16 protein-coding genes are annotated in these 19,705 nt (G+C 65.8%); 8 read left to right on the forward strand and 8 right to left on the reverse strand.

The window, feature by feature from the left end; all coding sequences use genetic code 11:
• Positions 1–504: 504 nt before the first annotated feature.
• From HWX53_RS21415 to HWX53_RS21425, 3 genes are all read right to left on the reverse strand, one after another.
• On the reverse strand, positions 505–1,581 hold the full coding sequence (locus HWX53_RS21415) for a glycosyltransferase family 4 protein (protein ID WP_175944640.1): 1,077 nt from the start codon (positions 1,579–1,581) through the stop codon (positions 505–507).
• 364 nt (positions 1,582–1,945) lie between these two features.
• Entirely contained in the window at positions 1,946–2,215 is a 270-nt protein-coding gene (locus HWX53_RS21420) for a hypothetical protein (RefSeq protein ID WP_175944642.1), read from the reverse strand.
• Positions 2,216–2,364: 149 nt separating this feature from the next.
• A complete protein-coding gene (locus HWX53_RS21425) occupies positions 2,365–3,435 on the reverse strand; it encodes a substrate-binding domain-containing protein (RefSeq protein ID WP_175945264.1) in 1,071 nt (356 codons plus the stop codon).
• A gap of 126 nt (positions 3,436–3,561) precedes the next feature.
• Here HWX53_RS21425 and HWX53_RS21430 point away from each other — a divergent pair, with 126 nt between their 5' ends.
• From HWX53_RS21430 to HWX53_RS21445, 4 genes are read left to right on the forward strand one after another with little or no spacing between them, the layout of a single operon-like run.
• Positions 3,562–4,047: an NAD(P)H-dependent oxidoreductase subunit E gene (locus HWX53_RS21430; protein ID WP_175944644.1), complete on the forward strand. Its 486-nt coding sequence runs from the start codon at positions 3,562–3,564 to the stop codon at positions 4,045–4,047.
• Positions 4,044–5,600: a formate dehydrogenase beta subunit gene (locus tag HWX53_RS21435; protein WP_175944646.1), complete on the forward strand. Its 1,557-nt coding sequence runs from the start codon at positions 4,044–4,046 to the stop codon at positions 5,598–5,600. The genes HWX53_RS21430 and HWX53_RS21435 overlap by 4 nt, the downstream gene beginning before the upstream one ends.
• 19 nt (positions 5,601–5,619) lie before the next feature.
• Positions 5,620–8,547, forward strand: coding sequence for a formate dehydrogenase subunit alpha (gene fdhF / locus HWX53_RS21440; protein ID WP_175944648.1), 2,928 nt, complete (start codon positions 5,620–5,622; stop codon positions 8,545–8,547).
• A gap of 3 nt (positions 8,548–8,550) precedes the next feature.
• Complete coding sequence (locus HWX53_RS21445; RefSeq protein WP_175944650.1) at positions 8,551–8,796, forward strand: formate dehydrogenase subunit delta; 246 nt, start codon at positions 8,551–8,553, stop codon at positions 8,794–8,796.
• A gap of 78 nt (positions 8,797–8,874) precedes the next feature.
• Here the strand turns inward: HWX53_RS21445 and HWX53_RS21450 are convergent, their stop codons facing one another.
• From HWX53_RS21450 to HWX53_RS21460, 3 genes are all read right to left on the reverse strand, one after another.
• A complete protein-coding gene (locus HWX53_RS21450) occupies positions 8,875–10,605 on the reverse strand; it encodes an FAD-dependent monooxygenase (RefSeq protein WP_175944652.1) in 1,731 nt (576 codons plus the stop codon).
• 87 nt (positions 10,606–10,692) lie between these two features.
• Positions 10,693–11,691 (reverse strand): cation diffusion facilitator family transporter, encoded by a 999-nt coding sequence (locus tag HWX53_RS21455; RefSeq protein WP_175944654.1) that lies wholly within the window; start codon positions 11,689–11,691, stop codon positions 10,693–10,695.
• A 25-nt stretch (positions 11,692–11,716) separates the two neighbouring features.
• Positions 11,717–12,058 carry a metalloregulator ArsR/SmtB family transcription factor gene (locus HWX53_RS21460; RefSeq protein ID WP_244140212.1) on the reverse strand — a complete coding sequence of 114 codons (342 nt, stop codon included), beginning with the start codon at positions 12,056–12,058 and terminating at the stop codon, positions 11,717–11,719.
• Between the two features lie 125 nt (positions 12,059–12,183).
• Between HWX53_RS21460 and HWX53_RS21465 the strand changes: the two genes are divergently transcribed.
• Positions 12,184–14,034 (forward strand): tetratricopeptide repeat protein, encoded by a 1,851-nt coding sequence (locus tag HWX53_RS21465; protein ID WP_175944658.1) that lies wholly within the window; start codon positions 12,184–12,186, stop codon positions 14,032–14,034.
• 75 nt (positions 14,035–14,109) lie between these two features.
• Here HWX53_RS21465 and HWX53_RS21470 read toward each other — a convergent pair whose 3' ends face one another.
• A complete protein-coding gene (locus HWX53_RS21470) occupies positions 14,110–15,405 on the reverse strand; it encodes an MFS transporter (RefSeq protein WP_175944660.1) in 1,296 nt (431 codons plus the stop codon).
• Positions 15,406–15,631: 226 nt separating this feature from the next.
• Between HWX53_RS21470 and HWX53_RS21475 the strand changes: the two genes are divergently transcribed.
• From HWX53_RS21475 to HWX53_RS21485, 3 genes are all read left to right on the forward strand, one after another.
• Positions 15,632–16,111 carry a GNAT family N-acetyltransferase gene (locus HWX53_RS21475; RefSeq protein WP_347879166.1) on the forward strand — a complete coding sequence of 160 codons (480 nt, stop codon included), beginning with the start codon at positions 15,632–15,634 and terminating at the stop codon, positions 16,109–16,111.
• A 233-nt stretch (positions 16,112–16,344) separates the two neighbouring features.
• Entirely contained in the window at positions 16,345–17,370 is a 1,026-nt protein-coding gene (locus HWX53_RS21480; protein ID WP_175944664.1) for a hypothetical protein, read from the forward strand.
• A 48-nt stretch (positions 17,371–17,418) separates the two neighbouring features.
• The gene (locus HWX53_RS21485) at positions 17,419–18,111 is read left to right on the forward strand and encodes a DUF2968 domain-containing protein (RefSeq protein WP_175944666.1); all 693 of its coding nucleotides are present in this window, start codon (positions 17,419–17,421) and stop codon (positions 18,109–18,111) included.
• A gap of 74 nt (positions 18,112–18,185) precedes the next feature.
• Here the strand turns inward: HWX53_RS21485 and HWX53_RS21490 are convergent, their stop codons facing one another.
• Positions 18,186–19,643 carry a type 1 glutamine amidotransferase gene (locus HWX53_RS21490; RefSeq protein ID WP_175944668.1) on the reverse strand — a complete coding sequence of 486 codons (1,458 nt, stop codon included), beginning with the start codon at positions 19,641–19,643 and terminating at the stop codon, positions 18,186–18,188.
• Positions 19,644–19,705: the final 62 nt, after the last annotated feature.

Here is a 19,705-nt window from a genome sequence, read left to right on the forward strand (position 1 = left end):
GCGGCGGCAAACGAAGATGCGCCGCCTTTTGATCGGGGCGCGCGCGCTCTTCAAGTCTTGCCGTTCAACTAACGCGAACGCGCAGTTCAGGGCGACGTGCCGGGACTGTCTTCGGAATCGCTCTGGATCGAGACGCTCGCTTACTGGGACGGGGAACAACGCGCCGCCGTCTTGACCGGGGGGGGCGCGTGTTCTTCAAGTGTTGCCGTTCAACTAACGCCAACGCGAAGTTCAGCACGACGTGCCCGGATTACAGTGGAATCGCTATGGACCAAGACGCTCGCTTACTGCGGCGGCAAACAAGAGCGCGCCGCCCTATCGATCGGGACGGCGCGGGATCTCCAAGTGTTGCCCGCGCAACGGAGGCCTACGCGCAGTTCAGAATCGACGTACCGGACCTGTACTCGGAACGGCGCTGACTCGAGGCGCCCGCAGCAAGAAGGGCGGAAAAGAAAAACGCGCCGTCCCGTGCTGCGGTCAGCGCCCTCTCCGACCCACCGCCTGTCAACCAAGCCCCACACGCAGATTCAGCACGTCGCGCGCGATCGCGAGATACCGGTCGGCCGTGCTTTGCAGCGTCAGTCCTTGCAGCGGACGCGTGGCGCGCGGCTGCGAAAGCGCGTCGAGAAGCGCGCGGCCGTAGGCGGCGATGTCGCTCGTATCGAGCAGTTGCACGCCCGGGAAACCGCCTGCGAACGCGAACGACGCAATGCTGTTGCCCACCACCGGAATGCCCGACGCGAGCGCCTCCAGAAAGCCGATGCTGTGCGCTTCGAAGCTAGACGGCATCGCGAACACGCTCGACGCCCGCAGAATCTGCGCGACGTTCTGCTGCGGTCCCTGAATCGACACGCGATCCTTCAGCCCGAGTTGGGCAACGCGCTCGACCACCGCCGCGTGATAGTCGAGATTCTCGACGACGCCGCATAGCAGGAGCCGCGCATCGCGATCGGCGCATGCCACGTGCGCGAACGCTTCGACCGTCTGCAGCTGGTTCTTCTCGGGAATATAGCGGCCGACCTGCACGATCTGCTTGTGCGCGACGGGCACGCGCGGCCCGGCATCGTCGGCGAAGCGCGAGACATCGACCCCATTCGGCACCACGATCATCGACGGATGCAGGCCGATCTCCTTCACGTAGTCGTCGATATTTTTCTGCGATACGCCGATCACCGCCTTCGCGCGGTTGGACAGCAGGCGCTCGGCGCGCATCAGCGCGGCATTGGCGAAGTCATTCGCGCCGGAGTGCATGACCCAGACGATCGGCACGCGCGTCGGCAACGCGCGCACGTAGAGCGCCGGAATGGTCGCGTGCGCGAAGATAATGTCTGGCTTGAACGACCGGATCGCGCGATGCAGAAAGAGCAGCCGGCCCAGCTTCGTCGGATTCTTCGCCGGGAAAACGCACGAAACGCCGTGCGCGCGCAACTCTGCGCTGATGTGCCTGAAATCGTCGTGCTCGGGCATCAGCGAGGCGATCGAGACGCTATGTCCCGCGCGCTGATGACCGATCGCGACGCCCTTGGCGAGAACTTCCGCCCCCGAAAGGCGAGGCGCCAGTATGACCTGGAGAATTCGCATGCGTGCAGTCCCTCGGTGGTCCGAAGTGCGTTCGGGGCCACGTCTGCCCACGGTTGCGTGGCGTCCGTTGCTGCTTGCCCCACGCTGTCTCGCGTGGTTCGCGCAGCCGCGCACTTCCTGTTTTTATGGTTTTTAGATCGGAGAAAAAACGGCCGTGCGCATCGAACTATCGCTCGATGACACGTCGATCAAGGTACTCCTCGGCCCGCATGGCACATCGGCCATCTCGTAGTCTTTTTCGGTCGCTGCGGAGTTTAACGGCTGCGGTATGAGGCGGCGCGCACATGGCGCGAAGGAATGGGAGTCAAGCCGGAGGAAACGCACGCTAACGGCGCGCACTGCACGCGCCGCGATTCATCCGGCTTTAGTTGCTGCCGTCTTTCGGGCACTTCAGGTTGCAGCCGTCCGGATCGCCGTTATCGCCGCGGCGGCGCATCGCGGACGTGCCGCGCTGATACTTGTCGGAAGGCGCGGAGGCGGCGAACGGCATCTGCGGATGCTCGTTGATGCGGAAGTTGTCCTGCAGCACGCCGCCAGGAATGCCGGGCGAGTTCTGCGCGAACGCGACGGGAGCGAGATAGACGGCGCCTGCGACGAGCGCGGCGGACAGTGAAGCGAGCAACGTGAATTTCATGGCGATTTTCGCGCGTCGAAGGCGCGTCTGGAACGAGAAGAAAACGCTGAAACGAAAAACCGAAGCCGCTAGGTTAACGCAATTCGCCGACGCGGGCGGTTTCGACGGGAGACATTCGTCTTACGGTCCGTTTCGCATCTCAAGCGAACTCAGCCGTACAGCCCGTCCTCGACTTCCACGAGCGTCCCGCAGCGTTGCGGATCGTAGCCGCCAAGATGCGCCACGCTATCGCTGAATGCCGGGCTGCGCAGCACGCCGAGGACGCTCACGAGCCGCGCTTCGGTGAGCCGCGCACGCTCGCAGGCAAAAAAATAATCCTCGTCGATGACCGGAATGAAATCGAGCCCGAAGTGCTGCGCCGCGGGTTTCACGCCGAAGCCCAGGTCCGCCATGCCGCTCGCGACGAACGCCGCGATGGCCGAATGCGTCAGTTCCGTCGACGCGTAACCATTGATCTCGTCCGGATCGACGCCCACGCCGCGCAGCGACAGGTCGAGCAGCATGCGCGTGCCCGACCCCGGCTGTCGGTTCACGAAACGCACGTCGTTGCGCGCGAGATCGCGCAAGCCGGTGATCTGCTTCGGGTTGCCCTTCGGCAGAAAAAGTCCCTGCGTGCGCCGCGTCAGGCGAATCAGCTGATGCTTCTTCGGATCGAGATACGGTCGATAGATCTCCGCGCACGTCGCGCGGAACTTGCCGATAGGCAGGTGGAAACCGGCGAGCTCGCATTCGCTGCGCGCGAGCGCCCTCACCGCTTCCGCGCTCTCGCGATACTTGATGTCCACCGGCACGCGCCGTTCGCCGAGCGCGCGAACGAGCGTGGCGACCGCGTAACCGTGCGATGCGTGAATGCGCAGGTTCGATACCTCGCCCGCCAGCCGGCGATTCAGTTCGTCGGCCACATCGGTGGCGACTGCCTGCAACGGCGCTTCGAGGCGATCGCCGCAAAGACGCTGCGCGCGCAGAACCGACTCGCCGAGTTCCGACAGCACCGATCCACGCCCGCGCGATTTTGTGATGAGCGCGCCGCCCAGCCGCGCCTCGATTTCACGCAGCAGACCCCACGCATGGCGATAGGACAAACCCTTAGCGCTCGCCGCGTTGGCGATGCTGCCCGTCTGCGCCACGAGCTGCAAAAGCGGGACAACCGCGCTGAGACTGGTTTCGCGCCCATCGGGGTCGCGCAGGATCAGTTCGGCGCGACATTCGACGTCAACCATATGCATTGTCCTTTCCTATTGCCAAGATATATCACGACGCCTATTGTTCCTTCACGGGCTCGGCGCCCCGATTATACGACTGATATATGCACCGATAAAACATATGCCGAGCCCCGGAGGAGCCCCATGACGCAACCGCAGCTGTCCGCCGCCGAAGCAGACGAACTCGTGCGCCGTCACGCCGTGCAAGGCGCGACGTTGATGACGATCCTGCACGCCATTCAGGACGAGACCGGCTTCGTGCCGGCCGAAGTCGTCGCGCCGCTCGCTCGCACGCTGTCGCTTTCGCGCGCCGAAGTGCATGGCACGATCACCTACTATCATCACTTCCGTTCCGCGCCGCCCGCGCGCGTGACCGTGCAGCTATGCCGCGCGGAAGCGTGCCGCAGCATGGGCACGGAGGCGCTGAAGGATCACATCGAAGGGCACACGGGCTGCCGTTTCGACAGCGGCCACGCAGAGGACACGGAACTCGAATCCGTGTATTGCTTGGGACAATGCGCGCTCTCGCCCGCCATGACCATTAACGGCGAGCTTCACGCGAAAGTGACGCCGCAAAAATTCGATCGCCTGTACGACGCGGCCAAGCAAAGCAGCGAGGTGACGGCATGACGCGCATCTACGTTCCCTGCGACTCGTCGGCGCTCGCGCTCGGCGCTGACCGCATCGCGAAGGCGATTGCGACCGAAGCAGAACAACGCGGCATCGACGTGCAGATCGTGCGCAACGGCTCGCGCGGGCTCTTGTATCTGGAACCGCTCGTCGAAGTGGAGACGGCGCAAGGGCGCGTCGGCTACGCGAACGTCGAAGAAGACGAGATCGCCGCGCTTTTCGATGCACGCTTCCACGAAGGCGGCGCGCACGAGAAGCACGTCGGCGTCGTCGACGACATTCCGTATTTGAAGAAACAGCAGCGGCTGACGTTCGCGCGCATCGGCATCACGGACCCGCTTTCGATCGACGATTACGTGTCGCTCGGCGGCCTGCAAGGCTTGCGCAACGTGCTCGAGATGAACGGCGACGCGGTCTGCGAGGCGCTCGTCGATTCCGGCCTGCGCGGTCGCGGCGGCGCGGCGTTCCCGGCCGGCATCAAATGGAAGACGGTGCGCGCGGCGCTGGCGGACCAGAAGTACATCGTCTGCAACGCGGACGAAGGCGACTCCGGCACGTTCTCCGACCGGCACGTGATGGAAAGCGATCCGTACATGCTGATCGAAGGCATGATCATCGCGGGCGTCGCGACCGGCGCGACCAAGGGCTATATCTACGTCCGCAGCGAGTATCCGCATTCGATCGCGACGCTCAATCGCGCGATCGACCGCGCACGCGATGCCGGATGGCTCGGCGCGAGCGTGCTCGGCACGTCGCACGCATTCGAGCTTTACGTGGCCAAAGGCGCGGGCTCGTATGTCTGCGGCGAGGAAACCGCGCTGCTCGAATCGCTCGAAGGCAAGCGCGGCGTCGTCCGCGCGAAGCCGCCGGTGCCGGCGCTCACCGGTTTGTACGGCAAACCGACCGTCATCAACAACGTCATCACGCTCGCGACCGTGCCGATCATCTTCGCGAAGGGCGCGGCGTTCTATCGCGACTACGGCATGGGCCGCTCGCGCGGCACGCTGCCCTTCCAGCTCGCGGGCAACGTGAAGCAAGGCGGACTCGTCGAACTCGCGTTCGGCGTGACGCTGCGCGAACTCATCCGCGATTTCGGCGGCGGAACGGCGAGCGGCCGGCCGGCGCGCGCGGTGCAAGTGGGCGGCCCGCTCGGCACGTATCTGCCGGAAAGCCAGTGGGACATTCCGCTCGACTATGAAGAGTATGCGAAGGTCGGCGCGGTGGTCGGCCACGGCGGCCTCGTGATTCACGACGACACCTCGAATCTCGCCGAACTCGCGCAATACGCGATGCACTTCTGCGCGATCGAATCGTGCGGCAAGTGCACGCCGTGCCGCATCGGTTCGACGCGCGGCGAGGAAGTCATCGCGAAGATCCGCGAAGGCGATACGTCGGTCAGGCAGATCACGCTGTTGCGCGAATTGTGCGACACGATGATCGGCGGCTCGCTCTGCGCGATGGGCGGCATGACGCCGTTCCCGGTGCTCTCCGCGCTGGATCATTTCCCCGAAGACTTCGGCCTGCCCCGCACGCCTGCACGGAAAGCGGCATAAAAGTACGGAGACACAGAACATGTCCAACACCATCAACGGCTGCGGTTCGGGCAACTGCGCGTGCAAGAGCGCGGCATCGGTGCAACGCCGCGATCCGTTCGACGAGACCGACTACGGCACGCCGCTGCGCCATGCCGACATCGACGTGACGCTCGACATCGACGGCCAGTCGGTCACGGTGCCCGCGGGCACGTCGGTGATGCGCGCGGCGATAGAAGCCGGCGTCAACGTGCCGAAGCTCTGCGCCACCGATTCGCTGGAACCGTGGGGCTCGTGCCGTCTGTGCCTCGTGGAGATCGAAGGCAAGCGCGGCTATCCGGCGTCCTGCACGACGCCTGTCGAAGCGGGCATGAAAGTGCGCACGCAAAGCGACAAGCTGCAACTGCTGCGGCGCAACGTGATGGAGTTGTACATCTCCGATCACCCGCTCGATTGCCTCACCTGCCCCGCCAACGGCGACTGCGAGTTGCAGGACATGGCGGGCGTCGTCGGCCTGCGCGAAGTGCGCTACGGCTACGAAGGCGCGAACCATCTGAAGGACAAGAAGGACGAGTCGAACCCGTACTTCACCTACGATCCGTCGAAGTGCATCGTCTGCAATCGCTGCGTGCGCGCGTGCGAGGAAACGCAAGGCACGTTCGCGCTGACGATCGCCGGGCGCGGTTTCGAATCGCGCGTGGCGGCAAGCGAAAACGTGCCCTTCATGGAATCGGAATGCGTGTCGTGCGGCGCGTGCGTCGCCGCGTGCCCGACCGCGACGCTTCAGGAAAAGAGCGTCATCATGCTCGGCCAGGCGGAGCATTCGGTGGTGACGACCTGCGCTTACTGCGGCGTCGGCTGCTCGCTGAAGGCGGAGATGAAGGGCAACACCGTCGTGCGCATGACGCCGAACAAGAACGGCCAGGCGAACGAAGGCCACGCGTGCGTCAAGGGCCGCTTCGCTTGGGGCTATGCGACGCACAAGGACCGCATCACGAAGCCGATGATTCGCGCGAAGATCACCGATCCGTGGCGCGAAGTGTCGTGGGACGAAGCGATCAGCTATGCGGCGAGCGAATTCCGCCGCATTCAGGACAAGTACGGGCGCGATTCGATCGGCGGGATCACGTCGTCGCGCTGCACGAACGAAGAGACGTATCTCGTGCAAAAGCTCGTGCGCGCCGCGTTCGGCAATAACAACGTCGATACCTGCGCGCGCGTCTGCCATTCACCGACCGGCTACGGTCTCAAGACGACGCTCGGCGAATCCGCCGGCACGCAGACGTTCGCGTCCATCGAAAAGTCGGACGTGATCGTGGTGATGGGCGCCAACCCGACCGACGGCCATCCGGTCTTCGCCTCGCGCCTGAAGCGCCGCGTGCGCGAAGGCGCGACGCTGATCGTGATCGATCCGCGCCGCATCGATATCGTCGATACGCCGCATGTGAAGGCGTCGCATCATCTGGCGCTGCGCCCGGGAACGAACGTCGCGATGGTCAATGCGCTCGCGCATGTGATCGTCACCGAAGGGCTGCTCAACGAGGCGTTCATCGCGCAACGCTGCGAGCCGCGCGCGTTCCAGCAATGGCGCGATTTCGTCGCGCTGGAAGAAAACTCGCCCGAGGCGACGGAAGCGGTCACCGGCGTGCCCGCGCAGCAGGTGCGCGAAGCCGCGCGCATCTACGCGACCGGCGGCAACGCGGCGATCTACTACGGGCTCGGCGTGACCGAGCACGCGCAAGGCTCGACGACGGTGATGGGCATCGCGAACCTGGCGATGGCGACGGCCAACGTCGGCCGCGAAGGCGTCGGCGTGAATCCGCTGCGCGGCCAGAACAACGTGCAGGGCTCGTGCGACATGGGCTCGTTCCCGCACGAGTTGCCGGGCTATCGCCATATCGGCGATGCCGCGACGCGCGCGCTCTTCGAAGAAGCGTGGAACGTGACGCTGCAACCGGAACCCGGCCTGCGCATCCCCAACATGTTCGATGCCGCCACGCACGGCACCTTCATGGGGCTCTATTGCCAGGGCGAGGACATCGTTCAGTCGGACCCGAACACGCAGCATGTCGCGGGCGCGCTGTCGGCGATGGAATGCATCGTCGTGCAGGACATCTTCCTCAACGAGACCGCGAAGTACGCGCACGTGCTCTTGCCGGGTTCGACGTTCCTGGAAAAGGACGGCACCTTCACCAACGCGGAGCGCCGCATTTCGCGCGTGCGCAAGGTGATGCCGCCGCTCGCGGGCTACTCGGACTGGGAAGTGACGATCCTGCTTTCCCGCGCGCTCGGCTACGAGATGAACTACACGCATCCGTCCGAGATCATGGACGAGATTGCGCGCCTCACGCCGACCTTCCACGGCGTCTCGTACGAGAAGCTCGACGAGATGGGCAGCATCCAGTGGCCGTGCAACGAGAAGGCGCCCGACGGCACGCCGACGATGCACATCGACGAGTTCGTGCGCGGCAAGGGACGCTTCGTCATCACGAAGTTCGTGCCGACGCCGGAGAAGGTCACGCGCAAGTACCCGCTTTTGCTGACGACGGGGCGCATTCTGTCCCAGTACAACGTCGGCGCGCAGACGCGGCGCACCGAGAATTCGCGCTGGCACGACGAGGACCGTCTGGAGATTCATCCGCACGACGCCGAGGATCGTGGCATCAAGACGGGCGACTGGGTCGGCATCGAGTCCCGCGCCGGGCAGACGGTACTGCGCGCGAAGATCACCGACCGCATGCAGCCGGGCGTCGTCTATACGACGTTCCACTTCCCGGAATCGGGCGCGAACGTCATCACCACCGAGTCGTCGGACTGGGCGACGAATTGCCCCGAGTACAAGGTCACGGCGGTGCAGGTGATGCCGGTGGAGCAGCCGTCGCAATGGCAGAAGGACTACTCGCGCTTCAACACGCAGCAGCTCGAACTGCTCAACATGCGCAGTCTCGCGACCACTTCAGGAAAATGACACATGGACGTGGATAATCTGATCGAGATGGCGAACCGCATCGGCGAGTTCTTCGATTCGATGCCGGATCACGCCGAAGCCGTCGATGGCGTGGCGGATCATATCCGCCGCTTCTGGGAACCGCGCATGCGGATTGCTATCTTGAATGCACTGGATAACCCGGAGGCAAGCGCCTCGATGGAGCCGATCCTGCGCGAGGCGCTCACGCTCCACAAGGCGGATCTTCAGCCGAAGGCGGCGGCCGCCTGACTTCGAGCTTCACGAATCCTTGGGCTCTCTGTAGTGCCCATTGCGCCCCAGCAGTATCGGGGCGTTTTCTTTTGGCGGTCAGTCTTCGGCGTACTCGCCCGCCGCGCGCTTGCCGCTTTCCGGACGCTCGGCGCCGAACCACGTTTCGCAATGACGCAGGAGCGCCTGCGTATCCGCCGGCACGCGCCCGCGCGCCGCGATATAGCCGTCCGGCCGCACGAGGTAGAACGCCGGGCGCGTGCGACCGTAGTGCTCGGTGAGCGACTGGGCGTCGTCGCCGCTCGTATCCGTGATGCGCCAGACGCGGACCGCGTCGGAAAAAATCGCTTCGATGGACTGCACGAGGCCGTCCAGATTGGTGTCGCGCATCGCATGCGCCACGGTGATGGTCGCGGGCGCCAGCGCGATGTCGTCCTCGCCCGTCGGATTGACGAGCAGGAAAAGCGAGAAGCAGCCGGGATCGTGCAGATCGTACAGACAGCCGACGCCCGGCAGACGCCCGAGCGGGCCATCGACGACATGCACGCGCGCATCCGGCGCGCGCTCGCCGGCGCGCGGGCCGCCATCCAGCGCCCGTTCGAGCGTGAGCGGGCTCTTGCGATAGTTGATCGACAGTTCGCTCACCGTGCGGCGCATCGCGTCGCGCAGCGGGCCGATAGCCGCGAGCGCGGGCATCACGTGCTCGCGCATCAGCCTCATCGGGCCGTGCCCGGCTTCGGCCAGTTGCGTGAGCATGCTGGTCTGACGCAGCACGTCGCGCTCAATCGGATGCCGCTCCGCGTAGTACGTGTCGAGCAGGCGGTCCGACGCGCCACCCGCGAGCAGCCGCGCGATCTTCCAGCCGATGTTGAACGCTTCCTGAATGCCCGTGTTCATGCCCTGCGCGCCGGCGGGGCTGTGCACGTGCGCGGCATCGCCCGCGAGGAAGATGCGCTGCACGCGCAGGCGGTCCACCATGCGGCTGTTCACGCGGAAATACGACGACCACGCGAGGTCCCACAGCTTCACGCGATGATGCACGCGCCGCTCGACGAGCGCGCGGCATTCGTCGAGATCGGGACCGCTCTTCGGCGCGTCGGCGGGAGCTGGCTCCTGGGTCGCGAGATCGCCGATGAGACGCGCGCGACCGCCGCCCATCGGAAAGAGCGCGGCCAGCCCTTCTTGCGACGCGAAGATGTGGAATTCGTCGTCGGGCCAGTCGTAATCGGCCTGAACGTCGGCGAGCAGGAACTTCTGGTCGAAGGTCTTGCCCTCGAAGCCGATATCGAGCCTGTGCCGCACGATGCTATGCGCGCCGTCCGCCGCGATCATGTACGACGGGCGCAGCGTTTCTTCGCGTCCGCCGGGATGCCGCAGCGTCGCCTGAATGCCTGCCGAGCCCTGCGTGAAATCGGTTAGCGCCACGCCGCGCTCGACCTTCACGCCCGATTCGGCGAGATGCTCGGCGAGCAGCCGCTCAGTCTCGCATTGCGGCAGAAAGAGCAGATACGGATAGCGCGTTTGCAGCGGATCGAAGTCGAGCCGCGCGAGGCGCTGGCCGTTGGAATAGAGATTGGCGACGCGCGCCCGATGCCCGAGTTCGAGAAACGGCTCGACCGTGCGATGCTGCTCGAAGAGTTCGAGCGTGCGCGCCTGAATGCCGATGGCGCGCGAATACGGCGAAGGCTGCGGCGCCTGGTCGATGAGGCGCACCGGAACGTGGGCGCGCGAAAGGCTCATCGCGGCGGCGAGGCCCGTGGGTCCGGCGCCGACGATCAGCACCGGCGCGACGTCGAGCATGTCGTTCGAATTCGGCTTGCGCGTGAACATGCACGGAATCTCCGGCAGGTTTTTGGCGGGTTTTTGTCTCCGGCTAGTGTACGCCGGCTTGCCTGCGGCGGTTCGCGCTCCGACGGTTCAACGCTGGTGCAGAACGCACTCGGAGGCGCTGTCCGTCACGTCCACCTGCACGGTGGCGTGATGCATCGCGTGATCGCGCCGCAACGTGGCCACGACGCCCTGCATGAAGGCATCGCCCGGATGGCCCTGCGGCATGACGAGGTGCACGGTCAGCGCGTTTTCCGTCGTCGAGAGCGCCCAGACGTGCAGATCGTGCACACCGCGCACGCCCGGCAGTCCGGACAGATAGCCGCGAATGCGCGCCGTATCGACGCCGGGCGGCACGGCGGCGAGCGCGAGACGCATCGCGTCCCGCCCGAGGCCCCAGGTGCCGTACAGAATGACCGCCACCACGATGATGCTCATCACCGGGTCGAGCCAGTTCCAGCCCGTGTAGAGGATGACGAGCCCGCTCACCGCGACGGCGGCGGAGATGGCGGCATCGGCGGCCATGTGCATGAACGCGCCCCGCACGTTCAGATCTTCCTTGCTCCCGCGCATGAAGAGCCACGCAGAAAAGCCGTTCACGACGAGCCCGACCAGCGCGACGATGAACACGTCCAGCCCCGCGACGGGCGCCGGGTTCAGAAGGCGCTGAATGGCTTCGAGGATGATCGCGCCGCACGCCAGCAAGAGCAGCGCGGCATTGGCGAGCGAAGCGAGAATCGACGAGCTGCCGAGCCCGAACGTGTAGCGCGCGCTCGGCCGGCGCGTGCCGAGCCATACCGCGCCCCACGCGAGCAACAGACCGAGCACGTCGGACAGATTGTGGCCGGCGTCGGCGAGCAGCGCGGTCGAATGCGCCAGCAGACCGTACACCGCCTGCACGACGACGATCAGCAGGTTCAGCCCGACCGCGAGCGCGAACGTGCGCCCCTGCCCCGCTTGCGGCGCGTGATGGTGATGATGATGTCCGCCCGGTCCGTGACTGTGGCCTTCGTGCGCGGCGTGATGGTCGTGCGGGTGGTGATCGTGGTGATCGTGGTGATCGTGTTCGTGATGCGTATGCGTGCTCATGAGCGTGACGGTGTTCGAGTCGGTGTCAGTTGATGTCGCTTGCGTCGGACTGCGGCTCGGCGACGTGTTCCAGCAGTTCGGCCAGCATGCCGCTGATGTGCCGGTCCGCGGCCACATAGAACACCTGCTTGCCCTGCCGCTCGGCCCGCACGATGCGCGCCGCGCGCAACAGGCGCAAATGGTGGCTCACGAGCGACCCCGACAGGCCGAGCGATTCGGCAATGGAGCCGACCGCGCGCTTCTGCTCGACGCACGCCAGCACGATGCGCAGGCGCGTCGGGTCGCCGAGCAGACGGAAAAGGTCGGCGAGCGGGACGACGCGATCATCGGAAGTCGCGCCGCCGAGCGCGGATGGAGACGAGGCCAACGGAGTCATCAACATATGAATAGGTGTTCACATGTTAGTTACCATCGTCGCAACATGTCAACAGAAGAATCGGGAGCAGCGCTTTCCAGTGTGGGAAAATGCGGGGTTTGCAAAAATTTTCCGTCATGGACACCGTATTTGCCCGCGGCTTCGCGGCCCATCGTGACGGCCGCCTGACCGAAGCGGAACGCGACTATCAAGCCGCGCTCGCCGCCGAACCCTCCCACGTCGAAGCGTTGCACTACCTCGGCGTGCTGCGCCATCAGCAGGGGCAGCACGAAGAGGCTGCTGCGCTCGTCGCGCGCGCCGTCGATCTGCGCCCGACGGACGCCGCCTTGCAACTCAATCTCGGCAACGCGCTGAAGGCGCTCGGGCGTCTGGACGACGCCATCGAACGCTTTCGCAACGCGCTCACGCTCGCCCCCGGTTTCGCGCTCGCGCAGTACAACCTCGGCAACGCGTACGCGGCGCTCGGCCGCCACGAAGACGCCGCCGATGCCTTCGAGAAAGCGCTGCGCGCGCAACCGAACGATCCGGCCGCGTGGAACAACTTCGGCAACGCGCTGGCGGCGCTGTCGCGCCACGAGGACGCCGCGCGCGCGTTTCGCCGCGCGCTCGCCCTGCGCCCGCGACACGCCGGCGCGCACAACAACTTAGGCATGGCGCTGAACGCGCTCGGCGATCCGCTCGGCGCGATTGCGCACTTCCGCGCGGCCATCGACGCCGAGCCGGACTACGTCGCCGCGCATTTCAATCTCGGCAATCTGCTGGATTCGCGCGGCCATCCCGAAGAAGCGCTGCCCTCGCTAGAGAAGACCGTGCGCTTGCAGCCGCGCTTCGCGCCGGGGCACTTCGGGCTCGGACACGCGCTCGCCAAGCTGAACCGTCACGACGAAGCCGTGCAGTGCTACGAGCGCGCGGTCGGCCTCGACCCGAAATACGCGGTCGCGTGGCTGTGTCTCGGCAATTCGCATCTCGCGCTCGCGGCGCACGCCGCCGCGATCCGCGCGTTCGATCAGGCGTTGCGGCTCGATGCCGCGATGCCCGCCGCGCATCTGAATCGCGGGCTCGCGCTGCTCTCCACCGGCGACTACGAACGCGGCCTGCCCGAATACGAATGGCGCCTGGAGACGCCCGGCAGCGAAAACGCGCCGCCGCTGCCGCGCTGGAACGGCGAGCCGCTTCCCGGCCGCACGCTGCTCGTGCGCGCGGAGCAAGGCTTCGGCGACACGCTGCAGTTCGTGCGCTTCGCGGCGTATGCGGCGAAGCGCGTCGGCAAGCTGGTGCTGGAAGTGCAGCCCGCGCTCGTGCCGCTTCTGGCGCCGGCCGCGCATGCGGCGCGCATCGAACTGAGAGGCCGCGCCGATGCTCCGTTCGCAACCGCCGATGCGTTCTGCCCGCTTCTGAGCCTGCCGCTCGCGCTCGGCGTCACGTCGCCGGAAGCGCTTCCCGCGCGCACGCCTTATCTCGTCGTGCCGGCCGATTACCGCCGCAAATGGCGCGGTTCGCTCGGCGGTCAGGCGAAGCGCAAGATCGGCATCGCGTGGTCCGGGCGGCTGCAGCCCGGCGAGACGCGCTCGGCGCCCGTCGAGGCGCTCGCACCGCTTTTCGCGCTGGATGGCATCGACTGGATCGTGCTTCAGCCGTTTCTCACCGAAGACGAACGCGCGGTGCTGCTCGCGCATCCGCAAGCGAAGTCGATTCATCGCTTCGAAGGAAGGCTCGAAAACTTCGCGGATACCGGCGCTATCGTCGACCGGCTCGATGCGGTGGTCAGCGTGGATACGTCGGTCGCGCATCTGGCGGGCGCGCTCGGCAAACCCGTATGGGTGATGCTGCCGTTCGCGGCCGACTGGCGCTGGGGCGTCGATGGCGAACGCAGCGCGTGGTATCGGAACGCGCGACTCGTGCGGCAGCGCGCGCCGGGCGACTGGCAAGGCGTGGTCGCACAAGTCGCAGCCGCATTGCGCGGCTGATTTGCGTCGCGCCAATAAAAAACGCCTCGCGTCGGGCAGACACGAGGCGTTCTACGCAGAAGTTTCGGAACGAACTCAGGCGGCCTTGTACTGGTTGCGCGCCTCGGACGAGCGATACAGCACGAGCGTCGCGATCAGTCCGCACACGGCGGCGAGCCCCATCCACAGACCCGGCGCGGCCTTGTTGCCGGTCGCGTGAATCAGATACGTCGAGATGGCGGGCGTGAAGCCGCCGATCGTCGTCGCGAGGCTGTAGGCCATCGAAAAGCCGGTGGTGCGCACGTCGACCGGCATCACTTCAGTGAGCGCCACGACCATTGCGCCGTTATAGCTGCCGTACAGGAACGAGAGCCACAGTTCGACCATCAGAAGGCGCGCGAACGACGGGTCCGCGACCAGCCACTGCACCGCCGGATACGACGTGAGAATCGTCGCGATGGTGAAGAAGAGCAGCACCGGACGGCGGCCGATGCGGTCGGACAACGCGCCCATCACCGGCAGCCACACGAGGTTCGAGAGACCGACGCACACGGTGACGACGAGCGCATCGATGGCGGACAGCTTCAGCACTTCCTTGCCGAAGGTCGGCGTGTACGCGGTGATCATGTAGAACGACACCGTCGTCATGATGACCATGCCCATGCCGGCGATGACAATCGGCCAGTTCTGCATGATCGAGCGCGCGATCTGGCCCATGTCCGGGCGATGCTTTCTCGCGAGAAATTCGTCCGTCTCACGCAGCGAGCGGCGGATGATGAAGAGGAACGGCACGATCAGGCAGCCGATCAGGAACGGCACGCGCCAGCCCCACGCGCCCATTTGCTCGGGCGGCAGCGCGCGGTTCATGATGACGCCGATGAGCGCCGCGAACACGACCGCCACCTGCTGGCTGCCGGACTGCCACGAGCAATAAAATCCCTTGTTGCCCTTCGTCGCGATTTCGGACAGATACACCGACACGCCGCCCAGTTCCACGCCCGCCGAGAAGCCTTGCAGCAGCCGCCCGCCGAGCACGACGATCGGCGCGAGTGCGCCGATGGTCGCGTAGCCCGGCACGAGCGCGACGCATGCGGTGCCGATCGCCATCAGCGTCAGCGTGAGAATGAGGCCCTTGCGCCGGCCGTGATGGTCGATGTACGCGCCGAGCACGATCGCGCCGACTGGGCGCATCAAGAAGCCCGCGCCGAAGACGGACAACGCGAGCATGAGCGAGGCAAACTCGTTGCCGCTCGGAAAGTACGTTTTGGCGATGGCCGAGGCGTAGTAGCCATAAACCATGAAGTCGTACATTTCAAGGAAGTTTCCGCTGACGACGCGAAAGACCGTCTTGAACTTCGATTCATTGGCGGGTGCAACGTGGGTCGTGGACATGAACTTTCTCGAATCTTGGCGAGAGCGCGGCATAAGGCCGCGAATCCCGATTTCTTAGGGTTAACCCCTTACATTATTTGTAAGAGTGGGTCTACCGGAATCTTAACGCCTGCACACGCGTTGCTGCACGAAGTTCGCGTAATTTCCGTCTACTAGCATTAATTTCGCCTTACTGTTTTCCGACTATATGCCTACACTTACTCAATTGAACCTTCGTGAAGCCGGCGTGGACGATACGGAGCTGATTGCATCGATCCATACGCGAAGCTGGGCGTCGGCGTATCGCGGCATGCTTCCGGACGCTTACCTCGACGAAGCATTGCCTCTCGAACGAGCGAAACACTGGCAGACGCGCATGAAGGACATCGCGAGCGGCGCGGGGTGCGTGCTGATCGCCGAGTCGAATGGCGAGCCTGCCGGCTTCGTATGCGTCGAGGCGCCGGACGAAACCGGCAGCGCGCTGATCGACAATTTGCACGCGTTGCCGGCGTTTCGCGGCTGCGGCGTGGGCAGCGTCCTGCTCGATGCCGCCGCCGCGTGGGCGCGAACGCGCGGCGCGCGTCAATTGCATCTGTCGGTGCTCGAAGCCAACACGGCCGCCATCGGCTTCTACGAATCGCGCGGCTGGACGCGCTCGGGACGCGAAGAGGACAAGCTGGGCGGCGTCGATGTCGTCTGTCTCCGGTACGTGCGCGCATTTTCCTGACGGCTCGCAACCACAGCCACCCTCATTCGTCAATCAGCGGTCCTATAAAAAATCGTCTTTCGGAGTAATCCTGTCGCATGGCGCGCGGGCGTTTCGTATGATCGCGGGTCATCTTCGGCTTTGCCGCAGGACGCGTCCGAAGCCCGTCCACCGCCGGGCGCGACGCACTCCGGGCCTCAACGCGGCCCGGTCCCGCGTGCTGCCTCATGCGGCCCCATGCTTCTGGAAACTCCATGACCGAACCTTTGATCGCCATCGAAGGCAAGCTGCGCCTGCCGCCGCTGCGCCCCATCGCCGATCCGTCGCTGACGTTCGGTCGCGAGTGGTCGCCCGTGCGCTCGCGCCCCGTTCGCTCGGACTCCGAAGTTCCGATCAGCGCGGCGCGCTTCGAGACCGCTTACGTCGAAGCAGCGCGCCTGTCGGACGCGAGCTCGCCGTATCGCGCGGCCAGCTTGTGGGGCGTGTTCTCGGAAGGCCAGATTCGCCGGAAGATGCTGCAACTGATGCAGGCGACGGAACCGTCGGCGGCGCACGGCAAGGAAGCGCCAGCCGGCGCGGCGCCCATTCCGATCGCGGTCAGCGCGCCGGCGGTCGAGCACAACCGCGCAGCCGCCTCGCATAAGCCGCTTCGCACGGTCATCGCCATTGCGTGCGCCGCGTTGATCGCGTGGCTGCTCTTCGGCTACCAACGCCGTCCGGCAAGCGATGAACCGGCGGCGCTCGCATCGGCGGCGGCGCCTGTTCAGTCGACGCCGCCCGCAAGGGTCGAAACGACGCGCATCGTCGCGCACGCGGCCTCCGCCGTCGAGGCCAAGGTCGTTGCCGGGGAGCCGGTGCCTGCGAGCGCGGTTCAGGCGGCATCGCACGTGGATAACAGCGCCGCTCAACCCAATGCAAGCACGATCAACGTCCGCCACGCGGGCATGAAGTGGCGCAGCGTCGCCCGCGCCGGCTCGCCGGCGCCCTCGCCCTCGCCCTCGCCGGTCAAAGCGTCGCGTCGGCAAGCGCATGCGCGCGTGGCGGCATCGACGGCACATGGAAAGCGAGCATCGCACGTCGCGACGGCTCGCGGCAGGCAGATCACCGCGCGAACCGGTGAGCCGCGCCACAACGCAATCACCAGCGCGACGAATGCGAAAAGTCCGACCAACGCCATGAACGTCGAGGCGCTCTACGCGGTGCTCCAGCACTCGCCGACGCTCGACAGCAACGCCGTGTCGCGAGCGGACCACCGTTCCGCCGACGCCCCCTCGAACTAGATCAGGACGGCCCGCGCCGCCCGCCAACCTTATCGGCATCACGCCAACATGAAGCACTCACGTTTTATCCGTACCGCGACGCTCGCTGTCGCTCTGTCTGTCTTCGGCGCCTTCGCCAGCGCATTCGCTGCGCCCGTCGCGAAGGCCGGGCAAGCTGCGGCAGCCCCTTGGCCTGCCGAAGACTTATCCGACGTGAAAGCGGACGGCTCCGCGCCCACCGCCGGCAATCTGGCCGAATTGCAGGAACTCGTGCAGGCGGGCAGCGTCACCGAACTGCGCGCCGCGCGTAACGCGAGTTACGGCGCGAAGCTCTACTTCCTGCCGAAGGAGATGGTCTATTACGTCGCGCTTCAGCAGGAAACGCATCTGTGGCGCGTGGTCAAGACACAAGACGAAAGCCGCGCCGAAGCGCTCTACGCTCAGTTCGCGCGCAAGAGCTACGAACTCGCGGACGGCGAAATTCGCCGCGCGCAGTTGCAGGCGCAGACGGCGTTGCTCGAACGCGTGATCGCGGTGTCGTCGAACCGGGCGAGCCGCTTGTCCGCGGATCTCGCGCTCGCGCAGCAGCAGGACTCGCAGGTGTCGGAGCGTCAGCAGAAGCTGCAGGCGGAATCCGCCGCATTGCAAACCGACAAGCTCGAAGCGGAGCGCAAGCTGCATGCGTTGCAGCAGCAAGTGGAGCAGCTTCAGCGCGCGACCGAGGCTGGCCTGACGTCCGCGCCGCCGACACCGCTGCGGTGATCGCAAGTTGAGAAAGCACAAGGCCCGCTCAGACGCAGCGGGCCTTGTGCTTTTGCACGCTAGAAACCGCGCGCCTAGAACCGCGTTTCGCGCGCCACGCGCAGGAACGTATCGAGAAGCGGCGTGCAATCGAGCAGTTCGTCGCCGCCCGCGCGATGGAACTCGGGGTGCCACTGCACGCCGACCACGAACGGCGCCTTGCGATAGCGCACCGCCTCGATAATCCCATCCGACGACGATACCGCCTCGATGTTCAGATCGCGGCCGAGCGTCCGCACGGCCTGATGGTGGATCGAATTCACGATCGCTTCGCGCCGATTGGGGAACATGTTGGCGAGCGACGAGCCGTCCGGAAAGCGGATCGAGTGACGATGCTGGTCGTAATGCTCGTTGACGTGGATGCCCGCAGTCGGGACGTCGGTGGCGATATCGCCGTAGAGCGTGCCGCCGAACGCCACGTTGATCAGCTGACAGCCACGGCACACGCCGAGCACCGGCTTGCCCGATTCGACGAACTCGTGAAGCAGTTCCAGTTCGTACATGTCGCGCACGCGGTCGCCGGGCCATTCCGGGCGCGTGGTCGCCTCTTCGTACGACTGCGGCGAGACGTCCGCGCCGCCTTGCAGCAGCAAACCGTCGAGATGCTTCGCGTAGTCGCGCAGGCGAATATTGCTCGGATGCAGCATGCCCTGATGACCGACCGTCGGAATCATGAACACCAGCACGTCGCGCGACATGACCCAATGCGCGATGGATTCCTCGAGATACTGCAACGTCTTGCCGCGCAAGCCCTTCGCGCCCGGCTCCGGATGAAAAATGCGCGCCGAGACGCCGATGCGCAGCGTGCGTTGCGTGATGCGCTGCCCGGCCCGGTCGAAGATCTGGCGCGCCCGCGCCGCAACGATGCGGCCGAACACCGACCACGCCGAATCCGACTGCTTCAAATAGGCGGGCTGCGCAGCGGTCGTCTCCGCGGTGGATTGCGGCGGAATGGGCGGCGGATTGAACTTGCCGAAATCCGGCGCGGCGGTGAATTCCGGAGGCAGGCCGGTGGCGGGCCGCGAAAGCGCGGCTTCGGCCTGCACTTCCGCCTCGGCCTCCAATGCGGCCTCGGCTTGCAGCACGGCTTCGGCCTGCGTGCTTTGCGCCTCGGCTTCGGTGGCGGCTTCGAGGTTCTGCGCGAGGCTCGTCTTGGCATCGACTCGTTCGGCGCGTGCCGGACTTGCCGCGCTCGCCGGACTTGCCGGACTCGCCGCAGTCGCCGCGCTCGCCGCGCGCGCCGCGGCTTCCTGCGCGGCGGTCGCGCTCGCGACGTGGGCGCGCGCATCGCGGGCGGTTTGCTGCGCCTCTTCGCGCCGCGCCGCGTTGCGGTCCACGGGCTCGACGGTGGACGCGCTCGAAGGCGCATCGGTCGATGCCCGCGCGCTCGCCTGCGCGGCGGCGGATGCGTCCGCGCCTCGCGACGCCGCCGTGTTGGAAATGTCGTTGTTGCCGGTGATGCCCGAGTCGTTCGACGTGTTCTTTTCGCTCATCCCGATGTCAGGCGCACAAAAGCGCCACTAGGAGAATGGAGAGGCTTCGATTATCCGCCCAT

The sequence above is a fragment of the Caballeronia sp. BCC1704 genome, assembly GCF_902833455.1.
Taxonomy (GTDB): domain Bacteria; phylum Pseudomonadota; class Gammaproteobacteria; order Burkholderiales; family Burkholderiaceae; genus Caballeronia.

What these genes read in the sequence shown, in the direction of transcription:
- HWX53_RS21415 (WP_175944640.1), bottom strand. Translation starts at nt 1,581, where the DNA reads ATGCGAATTCTCCAGGTCATACTGGCGCCTCGCCTTTCGGGGGCGGAA.
- HWX53_RS21420 (WP_175944642.1), bottom strand. Translation starts at nt 2,215, where the DNA reads ATGAAATTCACGTTGCTCGCTTCACTGTCCGCCGCGCTCGTCGCAGGC.
- HWX53_RS21425 (WP_175945264.1), bottom strand. Translation starts at nt 3,435, where the DNA reads ATGGTTGACGTCGAATGTCGCGCCGAACTGATCCTGCGCGACCCCGAT.
- HWX53_RS21430 (WP_175944644.1), top strand. Translation starts at nt 3,562, where the DNA reads ATGACGCAACCGCAGCTGTCCGCCGCCGAAGCAGACGAACTCGTGCGC.
- HWX53_RS21435 (WP_175944646.1), top strand. Translation starts at nt 4,044, where the DNA reads ATGACGCGCATCTACGTTCCCTGCGACTCGTCGGCGCTCGCGCTCGGC.
- fdhF (WP_175944648.1), top strand. Translation starts at nt 5,620, where the DNA reads ATGTCCAACACCATCAACGGCTGCGGTTCGGGCAACTGCGCGTGCAAG.
- HWX53_RS21445 (WP_175944650.1), top strand. Translation starts at nt 8,551, where the DNA reads ATGGACGTGGATAATCTGATCGAGATGGCGAACCGCATCGGCGAGTTC.
- HWX53_RS21450 (WP_175944652.1), bottom strand. Translation starts at nt 10,605, where the DNA reads ATGTTCACGCGCAAGCCGAATTCGAACGACATGCTCGACGTCGCGCCG.
- HWX53_RS21455 (WP_175944654.1), bottom strand. Translation starts at nt 11,691, where the DNA reads ATGAGCACGCATACGCATCACGAACACGATCACCACGATCACCACGAT.
- HWX53_RS21465 (WP_175944658.1), top strand. Translation starts at nt 12,184, where the DNA reads ATGGACACCGTATTTGCCCGCGGCTTCGCGGCCCATCGTGACGGCCGC.
- HWX53_RS21470 (WP_175944660.1), bottom strand. Translation starts at nt 15,405, where the DNA reads ATGTCCACGACCCACGTTGCACCCGCCAATGAATCGAAGTTCAAGACG.
- HWX53_RS21480 (WP_175944664.1), top strand. Translation starts at nt 16,345, where the DNA reads ATGACCGAACCTTTGATCGCCATCGAAGGCAAGCTGCGCCTGCCGCCG.
- HWX53_RS21485 (WP_175944666.1), top strand. Translation starts at nt 17,419, where the DNA reads ATGAAGCACTCACGTTTTATCCGTACCGCGACGCTCGCTGTCGCTCTG.
- HWX53_RS21490 (WP_175944668.1), bottom strand. Translation starts at nt 19,643, where the DNA reads ATGAGCGAAAAGAACACGTCGAACGACTCGGGCATCACCGGCAACAAC.